This window comes from Cytobacillus oceanisediminis, assembly GCF_007830235.1.
Classification (GTDB): Bacteria; Bacillota; Bacilli; order Bacillales; family Cytobacillaceae; genus Cytobacillus; species Cytobacillus oceanisediminis.
Genome location: NZ_VLKI01000028.1, coordinates 1 through 15,354 on the forward strand (window position 1 = coordinate 1; position 15,354 = coordinate 15,354).

Consider the following 15,354-nt stretch of genomic DNA (forward strand, 5'->3'; position numbering starts at 1 on the left):
CCCCGCAATCTGGTCCGGTAGTTCAGTTGGTTAGAATGCCTGCCTGTCACGCAGGAGGTCGCGGGTTCGAGTCCCGTCCGGACCGCCATTTTTATAGCTTTAATTAAAGAACGAAACAAGGTTTCGTCTTTTTTTATGTCTTTTTTAGTCTTCGTTCTAGTGCACCGACTAATGAAAGATGGCATGCTTTGCCCATTGATTTAAAATGATGTACACTACATATAGATTATTCTCCTTAGGATTTATCCTAAGGTTTTTTTGTTCATACGCAGATTAAACCATTAAAGGTGATGAAATAATATGAGTCAGTTTGAGTTTATCTCGAACCAGCCAGAGGATACCATGGGATTGTCAAAACGACTTGGCAGCCTGCTCCAGCCGGGGGATGTTCTTGCTCTGGAAGGTGATTTAGGTGCAGGCAAAACGACATTTACAAAGGGGCTGGCACAGGGCCTGGGTGTAATCAGGAATGTGAATAGTCCAACTTTTACGATTATAAAGGAATACCAGGGAAGATTGCCTCTTTATCATATGGATGTGTATAGAGTGGAAGATTCCTTTGAAGATCTGGGATTTGATGAATATTTTGAAGGCAATGGGGTCACAGTTGTAGAATGGGCTCATTTAATTAAAGACCAGCTTCCTGATGAATTGTTGACGGTTAATTTATATTTGGGAGACAACGGATCAAGAAGGCTGGTTTTGGAACCAAAAGGAATGAGATATGAGGAATTGTGTAAGGAGATTATGTCATGAAGGTGCTATCCATCGATACATCCAATTATCCTCTAGGAGTGGCCCTCCTTGAGGGTGATAAGGTAATAGGCGAATATATTACAAATGTGAAGAAGAATCACTCTGTCCGGGTTATGCCGGCTATTGAAATGTTAATGAAAGATTGTGATGTCAAACCAGCTGATTTAGATAAAATCGTGGTTGCGAAAGGGCCTGGTTCTTATACTGGAGTTCGCATTGGTGTAACTATAGCCAAAACACTTGCATGGACATTAAATATACCGTTGGCAGGAGTATCAAGCTTGGAGATTTTTGCTGCTTCTGCAGGAAGGTACTTTGATGGGGTAGTATCCCCTTTATTCGATGCCAGGAGAGGACAGATTTATACAGGTCTGTATCGATATAAGGAAGGTCAGTTAGTTACTCTTGTGAAAGACCAGCTGCTTCTTTCTAAAGATTGGGCTGACCAGCTTTCTGAGCAAAATGAGAATGTGCTTTTCATAGGAAATGATTTGCCGCTGCATCAAGATATTTTTGAGGAAACACTCAAAGATCAAGCTGTATATGCAGCACCTACGGAACACAACCCAAGGCCTGCGGAACTTGCTTTATTAGGCAGAGACCGAGAGGGTGAGGAAGTTCATTCTTTTGTTCCGAATTATATTCGTCTTGCGGAAGCTGAGGCCAATTGGATAGAAGCGAACAAAGAAAAAAAGCTATAGTGATGAGGAATCGAAAGCATGAATAAGTCCTTAACTTTCCGTTTTATGAATGAGCAGGATATTGATGATGTTTTGGAAATTGAACACAAATCGTTTGCTACTCCCTGGAGCAGGGAAGCTTTTTATAACGAATTAACACAGAATCAGTTTGCCGTATACGTAGTTTTAGAAGAAGAGGATAAAGTGATAGGCTATTGCGGGGTTTGGATAGTAGTGGATGAAGCTCATATCACCAATGTTGCACTGCTGCCCGAATATAGGGGAAGGAAACTTGGTGAAGCACTAATGCGCAAGATAATTGAGGTTGCCGTTGAAATGGGTGCCAAAACGATGACCCTTGAAGTCAGGGTATCCAATTTTACAGCACAGTCCTTATACCGCAAACTCGGCTTCCAGGATGGGGCAATTAGAAAGAACTATTATACTGACAATCAAGAGGATGCTTTAATAATGTGGGTGAATTTATGAATAAAAAAGATCAATGGATCATGGGAATAGAGACGAGCTGTGACGAGACAGCAGTTGCCATCATTAAGAATGGCCGGGAGATGGCGGCTAATGTTGTTGCATCCCAAATAGAAAGCCATAAACGGTTCGGCGGAGTAGTCCCGGAAATTGCTTCCCGCCACCATGTCGAACAAATAACTATTGTACTGGAAGAAGCATTAAACCAGGCAGGAATTACTTATTCGGATCTATCTGCAATTGCTGTAACTGAAGGGCCTGGCCTTGTTGGGGCACTCCTTATCGGTGTAAATGCTGCAAAAGCGATTGCTTTTGCCCATGGGATACCGCTTGTAGGCGTGCATCATATTGCAGGGCATATTTATGCTAACCGCTTAGTTGCTGAAATGAAGTTTCCTTTGCTTTCTCTTGTTGTATCAGGAGGCCATACAGAGCTTGTCTATATGGAGGAACATGGCCATTTTGAAGTGATTGGCGAAACAAGGGATGATGCTGCAGGGGAGGCTTATGATAAGGTAGCAAGAACATTGAGCCTTCCATATCCGGGAGGGCCGCATATAGACAGGCTTGCACATGAGGGGGAGCCTTCGATTAATTTGCCAAGGGCCTGGCTGGAAGAAGGGTCCTATGATTTTAGCTTCAGCGGCTTAAAATCAGCAGTTATTAACACTGTCCACAATGCTGAACAGCGTGGGGAGAAAATTGTCCCCGAGGATCTTGCGGCAAGTTTTCAGCAAAGTGTCATAGATGTACTAGTGACGAAAACGGGAAGAGCAATGGATGAATATAAGGTTAAACAACTTCTGCTGGCAGGCGGTGTTGCAGCGAATAAAGGGTTGCGTGCAGCATTGGAGGACAAGTTTGCAAATAATCCGGGCATTGAGTTAATTATCCCGCCACTGTCTTTATGTACAGATAATGCAGCCATGATTGCAGCGGCAGGCAGTATTTTATTTGAAAAAGGCATTCATTCGGGCTTGGATTTAAATGCAAACCCAGGCTTGGATATTGCTATCCACAATGATAAATAATATAGGTAAAAGTCCCCGGTTGTCCTGGGGGCTTTTTTTGTGGATAAAATGGTCATTTTCTGAATTTTATGTTGATAATGTGGATAAAACACCATGATTCTGTGGATAATGTGGAAAACTCTGTGGAGACTGAATATAATCGACTTTTGTTTGTGGTTATCTTTGTGGATAATAAAAAAGACTGGCAGTGACTATCCTACCAGTCTAAAAGTTATGAATTTTCCTACATTAATCATCTGCTAAAGCTGCCCATTCATCCATTAGTTCTTCCAGCTTTGCTTTCAAATCATCATTTTCTTTTGTTATTTCCAATACTTTTTGGTGGTCTTGATAAACTTCGGGATCGCAGAGAAGCTGATCATAATCTTCGATTTTCTTTTCCAAAGCTTCTATCTGCTCTTCGATTTCTTCCATCCTTCTTTTTCTTTGTCTTTCGAGTTTTTTTACTTCCTTATCTAGCTGATAATTATTTTTTTCCTGTTTTGAAGGCTGTGCAGAATGCGCATTGTCATTTAGATCAAACGCCTGCAGTTCTTCTTGCTCCTGCTTTTTTTCAACATAATAATCGTAATCCCCAAGATATTCAGCTGCACCGCTGCTGGAGAGCTCTATCACCTTTGTAGTTATTCTGTTGATAAAATAACGGTCATGGGAAACAAAAAGAATAGTTCCCGGATAGTCGATTAAAGCATTTTCCAAGATTTCTTTGCTATCCAAATCAAGATGGTTTGTCGGCTCATCCAGGATTAAGAAATTAGCTTTCTGCATCATGAGCTTTGCCAGCGCCAGGCGGGCTTTTTCGCCGCCGCTAAGAGTTGATACGGTTTTAAGGACATCATCACCGGAAAATAGAAAATTGCCTAAGATCGTGCGGATTTCCTTTTCAGGCTTCAGCGGATATTCATCCCATAATTCGTTTAGAACTCGTTTATTGCTGTTGAGCTCAGCCTGTTCCTGGTCATAGTATCCGATTGTTACATTGGATCCATATTGAATATCACCGGAAAGAGCCGGTATCTTTTTCACAATCGTTTTCAGTAAAGTGGATTTGCCGATTCCATTCGGCCCTACAAGGGCAATGCTGTCTCCTCTGGCAAGGCGGAAGGAAATATTTTCAGAAACTTTATCTTCATATCCGACAGCGAGCGAGTTTACATTTAAAACTTCGTTGCCAGACTGCCTTTCAATATTAAAGCCAAAGGAGGCGGACTTCTCGTCTCCAAGCGGCCTGTCCATCACTTCCATTCTGGCAAGCTGCTTTCTCCGGCTTTGGGCTCGTTTGGTTGTAGAGGCTCGGGCAAGGTTGCGCTGGATAAAATCCTGAAGCTTTGAAATCTCTTCCTGCTGTTTTTCAAATTGCTTCATTTCGCGTTCAAAATTTTCCGCTTTTTGGTCCAAATAGGAGCTATAGTTTCCAGGAAATTTACGGATTTGGTGCCTTGAAATTTCGTATACCTGGGAAACAACTTTATCCAGGAAATAACGGTCATGCGAAACAATTAGAATGGCACCGTCATAGCTATGCAAGTATTGCTCAAGCCATGATAATGTTTCAATGTCCAGGTGGTTTGTAGGCTCGTCCAATATGAGAATATCGGGCTTTGTAAGCAAAAGTTTTCCAAGGGCCAGCCTTGTCCTTTGGCCGCCGCTTAAGGATGAAATTTTCGTATCGTAGCTGAAAGAACTAAAGTTCAGCCCATGAAGAATGGAGCGGATATCCGCTTCATACTGGTAGCCGCCATTTTCTTTGAATTCTACCTGAAGTTTGTCATATTCATTTAAGATTCGATCGTATGCATCAGAATTATTCATGGCGTCAGGATCTGACATTTGTTCTTCAAGCCGGCGCAGCTGTTTTTCCTGCTTCTGTAAATGCTCGAACACTGTCAGCATCTCATCCCAAATGGAAAGGTTGGATTCAAGGCCTGTATTTTGTGCCAGGTATCCAATCGTTACTTCCTTTGGTTTAATGATGTCGCCGGAATCATACGCCATATGGCCGGCAATTATTTTTAAAAGGGTAGATTTGCCTGCTCCATTCCGTCCGACTAGGGCAATCCGGTCCCTGGTTTGTACTTCAAGCTTTATATTCGTTAAAATAGGATCAGCAGCAAAATTTTTCGTTAGCTGATTTACTTGTAAAAGTATCATTATTTTCACCTCTATAGTATAGAGTAAGTGTAACTTATTCATATATGTTCGGCAATAAAGTGAAACTTCCATCAACGGAATGTTTTACATGTTGATGGTTAGTTGAGGCCCGCACGAGGCGGTCACTCAGACGATGCGACAGGACAAGGAAAGCTGCGGCAGCGATACATCGCACGACCAAAAGCGGCAGCTTTTGGGAGGATGTGGCGCTATTAGTCTGAGTTCATCTATTTGGGCATTTATAGACAGTTGTCCATTGAAGAACTATTCTCAAGTTTACTTTTTGATAAAGGAACTTACTGTCCGTTAATGCGGGGTAAAGGAGGAAGGCCTTTTATCCTGCAGGTGCAGAATGGAAATATTTTATTGGAAAATAGTAAAGAAATATGTGAAGAAGCATACAAAGCACGTACAAAGATGGGGTAAAATAGTGTATGATTTTGGAGAGAGGTGTTTTTTGATGGCAGATTTTACCCATTTTAATCAAGAGGGCAGAGCAAAAATGGTGGATGTCAGCGACAAGCCTGAAACAGCGCGGACAGCCATTGCCCAATCAAGCATAACTGTTAATAAAGAAATATATGAAAAGATTACATCCAATACTATGAAAAAAGGGGATGTGCTTTCTGTTGCACAAGTTGCCGGCATCATGGCCAGCAAGAAGACATGGGATATTATTCCGATGTGCCATCCGCTGCCGCTGACTGGAGTGGATATTTCTTTTTCATGGAAAACCGGGCAGGAAGAATATATTCTGCTCATCACTGCTTCTGTAAAGACGAAAGGAAATACGGGTGTGGAAATGGAAGCGTTAACAGCAGCTTCTGTTTGTGCTCTAACTGTTTATGATATGTGTAAAGCAGTAGATAAAGGAATGGTAATCGGACCAACCTTTTTAATAGAAAAAACAGGCGGAAAAAACGGAGATTTTAAAAGAGATTAATACATTATAGGGACGGAGATGGACGAATGGCCAATGAACCAATGAAAATACCGCAAGCCACAGCTAAACGGCTTCCTTTATATTATCGCTTTCTTAAAAACCTCCACTCCTCGGGAAAACAAAGGGTTTCATCAGCGGAACTCAGTGAAGCGGTTAAGGTGGATTCGGCAACAATCCGCCGGGACTTTTCTTACTTTGGTGCGTTAGGGAAAAAAGGTTACGGCTATAATGTAAATTATCTGCTATCCTTTTTCCGTAAAACCCTTGATCAGGATGAACTGACTAAAGTCGCTTTGGTCGGAGTAGGTAATTTAGGTACGGCCTTTTTAAATTATAATTTTCTCAAGAATAATAATACAAAAATAGAAGTTGCTTTTGACGTAGACGAGAACAAGGTAGGGACGAAGATAGGGGATGTGCCTGTCTATCATATGGATGATCTGGTAAAGGTCATTGAAGAAAATGATATTCAGGTGGTTATCTTAACAGTGCCGGCACCGCCTGCCCAGGCGATTACAGACCGGATGGTTAAAGCCAATATTAAAGGCATCCTGAATTTTACGCCTGCCAGGCTGACTGTGCCGTCGTCCATTCGGATTCACCATATAGACCTGGCTGTTGAATTGCAGTCACTGGTTTACTTCTTGAAAAATTATCCGGCAGAAACGTAAGCTGTCCTGCATTCCAATAGAAAACAGTTGAAGATTGTTATGGATTCGCTATTATAGGTAAGGGGAGGTGTGCGGCAATGATGAATCTTGGACCTGGTAGCCTCATACTCATTATATTGATTGCATTAGTTATTTTTGGCCCAAAGAAACTTCCGGAATTGGGGAGAGCAGCTGGGAGTACTTTACGTGAATTTAAAAACGCAGCAAAAGGCTTAGCGGATGATGACGATAAAAAAGATGCTAAGTAAGTTAGGATGAATAGTTATGAGTCATAATGATATGACGATATATGAACATATAGGCGAACTAAGAAAAAGGATAGTCATTTCCGTTATTTTTTTCTTTATCGCGGTGATATTTAGCTTTTTCCTGGCTGAACCGCTGATTGTCTATTTGCAAAAAGCAGATGAAGCGAAGGAACTGACGATGAATGCTTTCCGGTTAACCGATCCGGTTAAAATTTATATGCAATTTGCTTTTCTGATCGCTTTTATTATTACATCACCAGTGATTTTATATCAGCTATGGGCGTTTATCAGTCCGGGGTTATCAGATAAAGAGCGGAAAGTAACGCTTAGCTATATACCTGTTTCTGTCATTCTGTTTGTCGGCGGAATCGCATTTGCTTATTTTATTTTATTTCCATTTGTAGTCGAGTTCATGACTTCAATTGCCAATCGGCTGGATATCAATCAAGTAATCGGGATAAATGAATATTTTCAATTCCTTTTCCAGCTGACCATTCCATTTGGAGTGCTGTTCCAGCTTCCAGTTGTGGTTATGTTTTTAACAAGGCTGGGAATTGTCACGCCAATGTACTTGGTGAAAATAAGGAAATATGCATACTTTGTACTAGTAGTGATAGCAGCTTTTATTACACCGCCTGATCTTTTATCCCATATGATGGTCACGATACCGCTGCTGCTTTTATATGAAGTCAGTATTTTTATCTCTCGCATTTCCTATAAAAAAGTATTGGAAGCAGAGAAGCTGCAGGAAATTGAAAGTGAACAATCATAAAAAAAATGAGCCTTATCACAGGCTCATTTTTTGTTTTTATTTTTCATTTTAAAATGGAAACCAACCATTCGCAGGCCTGTGCCAAGATCGAATGTGGCAATAATGATTAGAAAATAGGTGAAGAATCCCCATGCTTCTTCACGCTGTATATTCTGAATGGCTATAAAGGTAAAAAGACATCCCAGCAGGATGTAAACGATGCCTGAAAACAAAGGTGTGCTTCTCATCAAAATCCTCCAATAAAGTGAAACTTCACTCAGCGGAGCGGTTTTCTTCGCTGAGTGTTAGTTGAACAAATCGGGCCTTTACGGGCAGTTGGCTATCATTATCGTACCTCGTCCTATTACTGAAATCGATAGTGGCGGCTTACTGCCCGTTAGACTGCGATAAAGCTGATAAAGCTTTGTACATTTTCCATTTCCTTCATCCACTTCTCCAGGTTGCCCTGATTAAGCTGAATGACTGCAACAAGAGTATTCATGGCGACGTGGGCAAAAATCGGTACGATTATCCGTTTTGTTTTTACATATAGGAAAGCAAAGGTAAAGCCCATGGCCGAATATAGAAGAATATGTTCAGGTTCAAAATGGGCAAGAGCAAAAATTACAGAGCTGATCAAGGCAGATAGGAAGAAGTTAAATCGTTTATAAAGAGAACCGAAAATAATCTTCCTGAATACGATTTCTTCCAGGATGGGCCCAACAACTGAACTAATCAAGATTACGACAGGGGAGGCTTCAATGATCCGGATGATTTGCTGTGTGTTTTCAGATCCCATTTCAACGCCGATCATGTTTTCAATGCTTGCAGCTGTAGCTTGAGCGATTAATGCTAAAAATATGCCTCCAATTGCCCAGCCAGCTGCACTTGCTGCAGAAGAAGCATCTCTTGGGGCCAAGCCCATTTTCATCTCTTTTCTCAGTAAAAGAAGGGTAATGACCAATGTAATAGTGAAACTGATGACCAGCCAATAGGCTACCGCCAGTATGTGCATGTTTTCGGGATTCTGTCCCAGGAAGTCTGCAATTAACATGATCAGCGGAACGCCGAAAAGACTTGAAAGCTGCATAGCTATATAAGCTATTAAAATAATCCAGTATTCCTTCTTCAAAATGTTTACCCCTTAAGATTGATGGTTTTAATACATGTACTAAAGCCATTTTACTCTTAAAAAGGAGTCGGTTTCAAATCTCAGCACTGTATCACGGATTTTTTAGCTGACTGACTAAAAAGAATACAAATGAAGCATACTTAGTGGGTTGTTTGTGTCGAATTTTGACGTGTTTTGGACGGTGCAAATTTTTTTAAAAAATTTAAGCTTCACCCTTGCAAATGGAAATGAGATTCATTAATATAATAATTGTGTTAGCACTCGATTAGAGAGAGTGCTAATAAATAAAAATATTTACATATTATTTGAGGAGGTTGTTTCACTTGTTAAAGCCACTAGGTGATCGAATTATTATCGAGCTTGTTGAAACTGAAGAAAAAACTGCAAGCGGCATCGTACTGCCGGACACTGCTAAGGAAAAGCCTCAAGAAGGTAAAGTTGTAGCTGTGGGAACTGGCCGCGTTCTTGAAAATGGTGAGCGCGTTGCTCTTGAAGTTGCTGACGGAGACCGCATTATCTTCTCAAAATATGCTGGTACTGAAGTGAAGTACGAAGGCAAAGAATACTTAATTTTACGTGAAAACGATATTCTTGCTGTAATTGGCTAATAGCCTAAGTACGTTAGATTTTAAAAACCGATAAAAAGCTAAAAAATTAGAGGAGGTTTTTTATAAATGGCTAAAGAGATTAAATTTAGTGAAGAAGCTCGCCGCGCGATGCTTCGCGGTGTAGATTCCCTTGCAAATGCAGTAAAAGTAACTCTTGGACCTAAAGGACGCAACGTGGTTCTTGAGAAAAAATTCGGTTCTCCGTTAATCACTAATGATGGTGTTACAATTGCGAAAGAAATCGAATTAGAAGATGCTTTTGAAAACATGGGTGCGAAGCTTGTTGCTGAAGTTGCAAGCAAAACAAACGATGTTGCTGGTGACGGTACAACAACTGCCACAGTTCTTGCACAGGCGATGATCCGTGAAGGACTTAAGAACGTTACTGCAGGCGCTAACCCAATGGGTATCCGCAAAGGTATCGAAAAAGCGGTTGTTACTGCTGTTGAAGAATTAAAAGCTATTTCAAAACCAATTGAAAACAAGGAATCAATTGCTCAAGTTGCAGCGATTTCTGCAGCTGACAATGAAGTTGGCCAATTGATTGCTGAAGCTATGGAGCGCGTTGGCAACGACGGTGTTATCACAATTGAAGAATCTAAAGGATTCACTACTGAGCTTGATGTGGTAGAAGGTATGCAGTTCGACCGCGGATATGCTTCTCCATACATGGTAACAGATTCTGATAAGATGGAAGCGGTTCTTGAAAACCCTTATATCTTAATCACTGATAAGAAGATTACTAGCATCCAGGAAATCCTTCCTGTCCTTGAGCAGGTTGTACAGCAAGGCAAGCCACTATTGCTTGTAGCTGAGGATGTTGAAGGTGAAGCATTGGCTACATTGGTAGTTAACAAGCTTCGCGGAACTTTCAATGCAGTTGCTGTTAAAGCTCCTGGCTTCGGTGACCGCCGTAAGGCAATGTTAGAAGACATCGCGATCCTAACTGGCGGTGAAGTGATTACAGAAGAGCTTGGCCGTGACCTTAAGTCTGCTACAATCGACTCTTTAGGACGTGCTACTAAAGTAGTTGTTACAAAAGAAAACACTACGATCGTTGAAGGTGCTGGAGACAGCGCGCAAATCGGCGGACGTGTGAACCAAATCCGTACTCAAATGGAAGAAACAACTTCTGAATTTGACCGCGAAAAATTACAAGAGCGCCTAGCTAAGCTTGCTGGCGGTGTTGCAGTTGTTAAGGTTGGTGCTGCAACTGAAACTGAATTGAAAGAGCGCAAGCTTCGCATCGAAGACGCCCTTAACTCTACACGTGCAGCTGTAGAAGAAGGCATCGTTTCCGGTGGTGGTGTTGCCCTTCTAAACGTATACAATAAAGTGGCTGCTATCGAGGCTGAAGGCGATGAAGCAACTGGTGTTAACATCGTATTGCGTGCGATGGAAGAGCCAGTCCGCACAATCGCTCACAATGCCGGACTAGAAGGTTCTATCATTGTTGACCGCTTAAAACGCGAAGCAGTTGGAACTGGCTTCAACGCTGCTACTGGCGAGTGGGTAAACATGATCGAAGCCGGTATCGTTGACCCAACTAAAGTAACTCGTTCAGCTCTTCAAAACGCTGGATCTGTTGCGGCTATGTTCTTAACAACAGAGGCTGTTGTTGCTGACAAGCCGGAAGAAAACGCTGCTCCTGCAATGCCTGATATGGGCGGAATGGGCGGAATGGGCGGCATGATGTAATAAGCATATAAACCTTTACAAAAGGTATATGCCCATCATTTGCTCATACTGAGAAAATGCTGAATAATAAAAAGGTCTTTCATCAGTTCGCAGAAACTGGTGGGGGGCCTTTTTTATTTTTGAAGTATAGTATTTTAAGTTTCACAAGTGTTATTGAAGATGTAGCTGTGGATTTTCTGAAAGAAGAAGGGTATATAGATTAAAAATAAATCCTAATTAAAAAGGGCTGCGGAAATTTCCGCAGTCCTTTTTTATGTGATCAAAGACTTATCCAATAAGGAAAATGTAGGATATTTATTTATCTGAATATTAATTCTATTAGCTGATTTACAATCCCCATTTGAAAAGGCATGATATTAATAATTCGGTTTTCGAATTAAATTGCCGGCTTATGGTTTTAGCTTTAGTAAACATTTCAATGGGAGGTTTGAAAATGAAGAAAAAGACTTTATGGCAAGTCCTAAGTTCAGCAGCACTGGCAGCATCAATCCTTGTTCCCCAAGTGAGTTTTGCTGAGGGTGCAAAACCTGTTACAGAAGAAAATGTATCAATCAATGGTTTTGTTGATTATGAAGAAATGAAGCAAAAGTTAAACCTGATCGAAAAATCATCCAATGGGCTAGTCGAGGTGGAATCAGCAGGGAAAACCAATCAGGATAGAGATATCTTTTCTGTCCGGGTAGGCCATGGAGATAAGGTTGTACTGGTACAGAGTGAAATCCATGGAAATGAAAAGACAGGTACTGCCGCTTTACTGAATATTCTTCAATTTTTGGGCTCAAGCCAATCAGAGGAAGCAAAAAGAATTAGGGAAGAATTAACGATTGTAGCTATTCCGATGATGAACGCTGACGGATCTGAATTGGACAGGCGCGGTAATGTCATGACATGGGAAGAAGTTCGGGAACAGTTCCCTCAATTACATAGTGCGCAGCCAACATGGAACTATTATACCCGCACCCTGCAAGGGGACAACTATTCCACAGCTCCAGGATTTGATGTAAACCGTGACTTCAATCCTGATTTAAATTACGTACCTAAAGCAGAGGACTTTCCGGGTAATTCAAGTACACCAGGCTGGTATATTACACCTGAGTCGCAAACAGTCCGAGATGTTTATAAGAGTTTACAAGACGAATTTGGAAAGGTAGAAGTATTTTTAGACCTCCATCACCAAAACTTCTATAAGATTGAAGGAACGGATACAGAGGTGACCATGTCCATTTCTGCAGACTTTGTACCAGATCCAAGCTCTCAAGAGGGTGCAAAGTATAACGAATATGCGGAGAAATACCGTTTTGATTTTTCCCGCCAGCTAAATGTTGCGCTTTATGATGCACTCCAAGAAAAAGGCAATTCTGTGTTTACAAATATCTCTTTATACGACCAAGATCTAGACTTGCCTGGAACAGCCTTGGGATCCTTCGCATTAAACGGAAGCGGGGTTGTCTTATTTGAGGTAAAGGGCCAAACGCAGAACTATGGCCAAAAAATGAAGGGGCAGCTAGTTAAAACGGTAGAAACTGGTGTAATGGGAATCATCAATGGTGTGGCAGATGGTAGTGTTTATAATTTAAATCCAGAGGAATATAATGAAATTCCGAACAGGGAACGTTATTAAGTAAACTAGTAAAAAGCTGATGATTCTGACAAGAACATCAGCTTTTTATATTTACTGCAAATGTCCAGGTATATTGTCTTTGGGAGATTCTTCAGCTATTTCTGTAAAAATATCCTCTTTATTTTCTGGAAGGATATGAATGGAGAAACCCTTGGAAAATGCGGGTTCTAATAAATTAATCAGCTGTTGGACGTCGGCTTGAAGCTGCTGGAATTCCTTTTTAGTGACAGGCTGGGCCTCTTCCTTTAATTCATAGCCAACCTGGCCGTTTGGCTCCAGGGTTGCCCATCTTACGTCACTGATTACGGCCACATTATGCTGCCTCAGCTTCATTTCCAGCTGGTCAACTGTAAAGCGCAGTTTTCTCAAGTTTTCCTCATTTAGTTCTCCTTCCTCAATAATAATTTTGGATTGTCCTGTAATGAATTTCTCAAATTTATCGGATTTGATTTGTACGTATTCCATGATGATTAATGTAAGGACAAGAATGAGGCCAACAGCAAGAGTGGTCCAAATGCTGTCTCCTGAAACAGGCTCGATTAATAAAGAACCGATGCCGATCATGATAACCACCTGAGCCAAAGTCATTTGCGAAATGGACTTTCTGCCTGCCAGCCTTAACAGCAAGGTACCGCCAATCACAACAAGGATTGGTTCCCAGATCCAGTCAAATCCCATCGTTATCCTCCTTTGCATGTTTTTTAATAGTCTCCCACAATAAGCTGCTGCTTATTGGCTTTTATATATTTATTTAACTAATAATAGATTTCCTATTGTTTCAATGTCATTAAACGTGTTATTATCAAAATATTATAAAATTTTCGAAACGCTTACAAGATTACATCATAGGTACATAAGAAAAATTTGCCGGGGGGATTAGGGATGAAGAAGATTATGGCCATTTTAGTATGCGGAGCTTTATTATTGCTGGCTGCATGCGGATCAGGAAACGAGGAAAGCAGCGGGGAAGCTGCTGAAAAGAAAACGGTGAAAATCGGGATAACCCAAATTGTTGAACATCCGTCTTTGGATTCAGCGAGAGAAGGTTTTATAGCAGCATTAAAGGATGCTGGCTATGAAGAGGGAAAGAACCTTAAAATAGACTTCCAAAATGCACAGGGAGATATGAACAATAACATGTCCATTGCCCAGAATCTTGTTGCAGATAAAAATGATTTAATCCTGGCTATCGCCACTGCAAGTGCCCAATCTGTGGTTCAGTCTACAAAGGATATTCCAATCCTGTTTACAGCCATTACGGATCCGGTAGGAGCGGAACTTGTACAAAGCATGGAAGAGCCAGGGGGGAATGCTACGGGGACATCTGACACACATCCAGATGCCATCAAGAATACGATCAACTCGATTAAAACATTCGTTCCAGATGCCAAAAAGGTTGGGATCATCTACAATGATGGAGAACCTAACTCGGTTGTGAATGTAAAACATGCGAAGGAAGCAATTGAAGAACTTGGACTTGAAGCAGTAGAAACAACTATTTCTACAAGCTCAGAAGTAAAGCAGGCTGCAGAGTCTTTAGTAGGCCGTGCAGATGTGTTTTATATTCCTAAGGATAATACAGTTGTCTCAGCACTTGAATCTGTACTTACTGTAGCAAATGAAAAAGACATACCATCCTTTGTTGGTGAAAGCGATTCTGTAAAACGCGGTGGATTTGCTTCTTATGGTTTTGAATACCATGATCTTGGTTACACAACTGGCCAAATGGCCGTTGAAATCCTCGAAGGCAAAAAGCCAAGCGAAATTCCAGTCGGTTACCCTGAAAGCCTTGAGCTTGTGATTAATAAAAAAGCTGCGGAAGAACAGGGCATTACTTTGACGGAAGAGATGCTGAAGGATGCTAAGGTGGTAGGGGAATAAAATAAAACGATACAGCCAGAAGGAGTTGGCTGTATCGTTTTTTGTTTAAGGCTCTGTTAAAGCTTATTGTTGTTTTTTAGCACCCTGTTGATTGGAGCGGAAGGTACGAGCTCCTCGAAAATGCATTCGCATTTCCTTCGTGCGGTGTTATTTCAGGGAAGCTTATTCAAAGTCCTGCGGGAGTGCGGATCAAAGGGTGACCCCGCAGGAGCAAAGCGACGAGGAGGCTCCCGGACCGCCCGCGGAAAGGGAGTGCCTGCAGTGGAAATCAACAGGCAAATTTAACAGAGCTTTGTTTAGAGTTCATTGTTAGAGATTTATATTTTGTTATTAAAGACCCTTGAGCAGCTGCTATAGAGAATAAAACTGTCTTCGATTTTGAAGGCAGTTTTTTATTGTATAGAGATATGCCATTCTGACTATTTAAGGGACAAGGAAACTCCCATAATTGTTTAAACATGTATTTAGTACTTATCCGACTATCTACAGACCTCTTTTTAAACTTATAGTGAAATAAATCATCTGTCAGTGAAATATTACATTAATTTTTAGTTTCGAAATTATTTTTACTATCATCAATAATACCTAATTAAGTATTAAGGCAGCTGAAAGGTTGGAATTTTTAGTAAAACGAACCTAAAGACCTATAATTTGTAATAATTGTAATAAGACTTGATGAAAATTAAAAAATATTTTA

At 41.0% G+C, this 15,354-nt stretch carries 16 protein-coding genes and 1 tRNA gene; 13 read left to right on the plus strand and 4 right to left on the minus strand.

The window, feature by feature from the left end; translation table 11 throughout:
• Nucleotides 1–11 precede the first annotated feature (11 nt).
• From IQ19_RS25325 to tsaD, 5 genes are all read left to right on the plus strand, one after another.
• A tRNA-Asp gene (locus IQ19_RS25325) sits at nucleotides 12–88 on the plus strand.
• A gap of 212 nt (nucleotides 89–300) precedes the next feature.
• Nucleotides 301–756, plus strand: coding sequence for a tRNA (adenosine(37)-N6)-threonylcarbamoyltransferase complex ATPase subunit type 1 TsaE (gene tsaE, locus IQ19_RS25330; protein ID WP_144546254.1), 456 nt, complete (start codon nucleotides 301–303; stop codon nucleotides 754–756).
• Entirely contained in the window at nucleotides 753–1,457 is a 705-nt protein-coding gene (gene tsaB / locus IQ19_RS25335) for a tRNA (adenosine(37)-N6)-threonylcarbamoyltransferase complex dimerization subunit type 1 TsaB (RefSeq protein ID WP_144546256.1), read from the plus strand. The genes tsaE and tsaB overlap by 4 nt, the downstream gene beginning before the upstream one ends.
• A gap of 18 nt (nucleotides 1,458–1,475) precedes the next feature.
• Nucleotides 1,476–1,925 (plus strand): ribosomal protein S18-alanine N-acetyltransferase, encoded by a 450-nt coding sequence (gene rimI, locus IQ19_RS25340; protein ID WP_144546258.1) that lies wholly within the window; start codon nucleotides 1,476–1,478, stop codon nucleotides 1,923–1,925.
• Nucleotides 1,922–2,953 carry a tRNA (adenosine(37)-N6)-threonylcarbamoyltransferase complex transferase subunit TsaD gene (gene tsaD / locus IQ19_RS25345; RefSeq protein WP_144546260.1) on the plus strand — a complete coding sequence of 344 codons (1,032 nt, stop codon included), beginning with the start codon at nucleotides 1,922–1,924 and terminating at the stop codon, nucleotides 2,951–2,953. The genes rimI and tsaD overlap by 4 nt, the downstream gene beginning before the upstream one ends.
• A gap of 228 nt (nucleotides 2,954–3,181) precedes the next feature.
• Here the strand turns inward: tsaD and IQ19_RS25350 are convergent, their stop codons facing one another.
• Entirely contained in the window at nucleotides 3,182–5,104 is a 1,923-nt protein-coding gene (locus IQ19_RS25350) for an ABC-F family ATP-binding cassette domain-containing protein (protein ID WP_144546262.1), read from the minus strand.
• 460 nt (nucleotides 5,105–5,564) lie between these two features.
• On the opposite strand from IQ19_RS25350, the gene moaC reads away from it, so the two are divergent.
• The 4 genes from moaC to tatC all read left to right on the plus strand — a co-directional run bounded on the left by moaC (nucleotide 5,565) and on the right by tatC (nucleotide 7,738).
• On the plus strand, nucleotides 5,565–6,047 hold the full coding sequence (gene moaC, locus IQ19_RS25355) for a cyclic pyranopterin monophosphate synthase MoaC (RefSeq protein ID WP_144546323.1): 483 nt from the start codon (nucleotides 5,565–5,567) through the stop codon (nucleotides 6,045–6,047).
• A gap of 26 nt (nucleotides 6,048–6,073) precedes the next feature.
• Nucleotides 6,074–6,718, plus strand: coding sequence for a redox-sensing transcriptional repressor Rex (locus IQ19_RS25360; protein WP_144546264.1), 645 nt, complete (start codon nucleotides 6,074–6,076; stop codon nucleotides 6,716–6,718).
• A gap of 77 nt (nucleotides 6,719–6,795) precedes the next feature.
• Nucleotides 6,796–6,966: a twin-arginine translocase TatA/TatE family subunit gene (tatA, locus tag IQ19_RS25365; protein ID WP_144546266.1), complete on the plus strand. Its 171-nt coding sequence runs from the start codon at nucleotides 6,796–6,798 to the stop codon at nucleotides 6,964–6,966.
• Between the two features lie 16 nt (nucleotides 6,967–6,982).
• Nucleotides 6,983–7,738, plus strand: a complete 756-nt coding sequence (tatC, locus tag IQ19_RS25370; protein ID WP_110067737.1) for a twin-arginine translocase subunit TatC — start codon at nucleotides 6,983–6,985, stop codon at nucleotides 7,736–7,738.
• A 23-nt stretch (nucleotides 7,739–7,761) separates the two neighbouring features.
• Here the strand turns inward: tatC and IQ19_RS25375 are convergent, their stop codons facing one another.
• A complete protein-coding gene (locus tag IQ19_RS25375) occupies nucleotides 7,762–7,965 on the minus strand; it encodes a YdiK family protein (RefSeq protein WP_144546268.1) in 204 nt (67 codons plus the stop codon).
• Nucleotides 7,966–8,114: 149 nt separating this feature from the next.
• A complete protein-coding gene (locus IQ19_RS25380) occupies nucleotides 8,115–8,849 on the minus strand; it encodes a CPBP family intramembrane glutamic endopeptidase (RefSeq protein WP_144546270.1) in 735 nt (244 codons plus the stop codon).
• A gap of 323 nt (nucleotides 8,850–9,172) precedes the next feature.
• Between IQ19_RS25380 and groES the strand changes: the two genes are divergently transcribed.
• The 3 genes from groES (at nucleotide 9,173) to IQ19_RS25395 (ending at nucleotide 12,776) form a co-directional block, all read left to right on the plus strand.
• Nucleotides 9,173–9,457: a co-chaperone GroES gene (groES, locus tag IQ19_RS25385; RefSeq protein WP_009336289.1), complete on the plus strand. Its 285-nt coding sequence runs from the start codon at nucleotides 9,173–9,175 to the stop codon at nucleotides 9,455–9,457.
• Between the two features lie 66 nt (nucleotides 9,458–9,523).
• The gene (groL, locus tag IQ19_RS25390; protein ID WP_144546272.1) at nucleotides 9,524–11,155 is read left to right on the plus strand and encodes a chaperonin GroEL; all 1,632 of its coding nucleotides are present in this window, start codon (nucleotides 9,524–9,526) and stop codon (nucleotides 11,153–11,155) included.
• Between the two features lie 433 nt (nucleotides 11,156–11,588).
• A complete protein-coding gene (locus tag IQ19_RS25395; RefSeq protein WP_144546274.1) occupies nucleotides 11,589–12,776 on the plus strand; it encodes a M14 family zinc carboxypeptidase in 1,188 nt (395 codons plus the stop codon).
• Nucleotides 12,777–12,827: 51 nt separating this feature from the next.
• Here the strand turns inward: IQ19_RS25395 and IQ19_RS25400 are convergent, their stop codons facing one another.
• Nucleotides 12,828–13,454, minus strand: coding sequence for a DUF421 domain-containing protein (locus IQ19_RS25400; RefSeq protein WP_144546276.1), 627 nt, complete (start codon nucleotides 13,452–13,454; stop codon nucleotides 12,828–12,830).
• A gap of 204 nt (nucleotides 13,455–13,658) precedes the next feature.
• On the opposite strand from IQ19_RS25400, the gene IQ19_RS25405 reads away from it, so the two are divergent.
• Complete coding sequence (locus IQ19_RS25405) at nucleotides 13,659–14,657, plus strand: ABC transporter substrate-binding protein (RefSeq protein WP_144546278.1); 999 nt, start codon at nucleotides 13,659–13,661, stop codon at nucleotides 14,655–14,657.
• Nucleotides 14,658–15,354 lie beyond the last annotated feature (697 nt).

Bases quoted from the DNA above. Each gene is read 5' to 3' on its own strand.
- tsaB (WP_144546256.1), top strand. From the start codon at position 753: ATGAAGGTGCTATCCATCGATACATCCAATTATCCTCTAGGAGTGGCC.
- tatC (WP_110067737.1), top strand. From the start codon at position 6,983: ATGAGTCATAATGATATGACGATATATGAACATATAGGCGAACTAAGA.
- IQ19_RS25405 (WP_144546278.1), top strand. From the start codon at position 13,659: ATGAAGAAGATTATGGCCATTTTAGTATGCGGAGCTTTATTATTGCTG.
- groL (WP_144546272.1), top strand. From the start codon at position 9,524: ATGGCTAAAGAGATTAAATTTAGTGAAGAAGCTCGCCGCGCGATGCTT.
- tsaE (WP_144546254.1), top strand. From the start codon at position 301: ATGAGTCAGTTTGAGTTTATCTCGAACCAGCCAGAGGATACCATGGGA.
- rimI (WP_144546258.1), top strand. From the start codon at position 1,476: ATGAATAAGTCCTTAACTTTCCGTTTTATGAATGAGCAGGATATTGAT.
- IQ19_RS25395 (WP_144546274.1), top strand. From the start codon at position 11,589: ATGAAGAAAAAGACTTTATGGCAAGTCCTAAGTTCAGCAGCACTGGCA.
- moaC (WP_144546323.1), top strand. From the start codon at position 5,565: ATGGCAGATTTTACCCATTTTAATCAAGAGGGCAGAGCAAAAATGGTG.
- IQ19_RS25350 (WP_144546262.1), bottom strand. From the start codon at position 5,104: ATGATACTTTTACAAGTAAATCAGCTAACGAAAAATTTTGCTGCTGAT.
- tsaD (WP_144546260.1), top strand. From the start codon at position 1,922: ATGAATAAAAAAGATCAATGGATCATGGGAATAGAGACGAGCTGTGAC.
- IQ19_RS25360 (WP_144546264.1), top strand. From the start codon at position 6,074: ATGGCCAATGAACCAATGAAAATACCGCAAGCCACAGCTAAACGGCTT.
- IQ19_RS25375 (WP_144546268.1), bottom strand. From the start codon at position 7,965: ATGAGAAGCACACCTTTGTTTTCAGGCATCGTTTACATCCTGCTGGGA.
- tatA (WP_144546266.1), top strand. From the start codon at position 6,796: ATGATGAATCTTGGACCTGGTAGCCTCATACTCATTATATTGATTGCA.
- IQ19_RS25400 (WP_144546276.1), bottom strand. From the start codon at position 13,454: ATGGGATTTGACTGGATCTGGGAACCAATCCTTGTTGTGATTGGCGGT.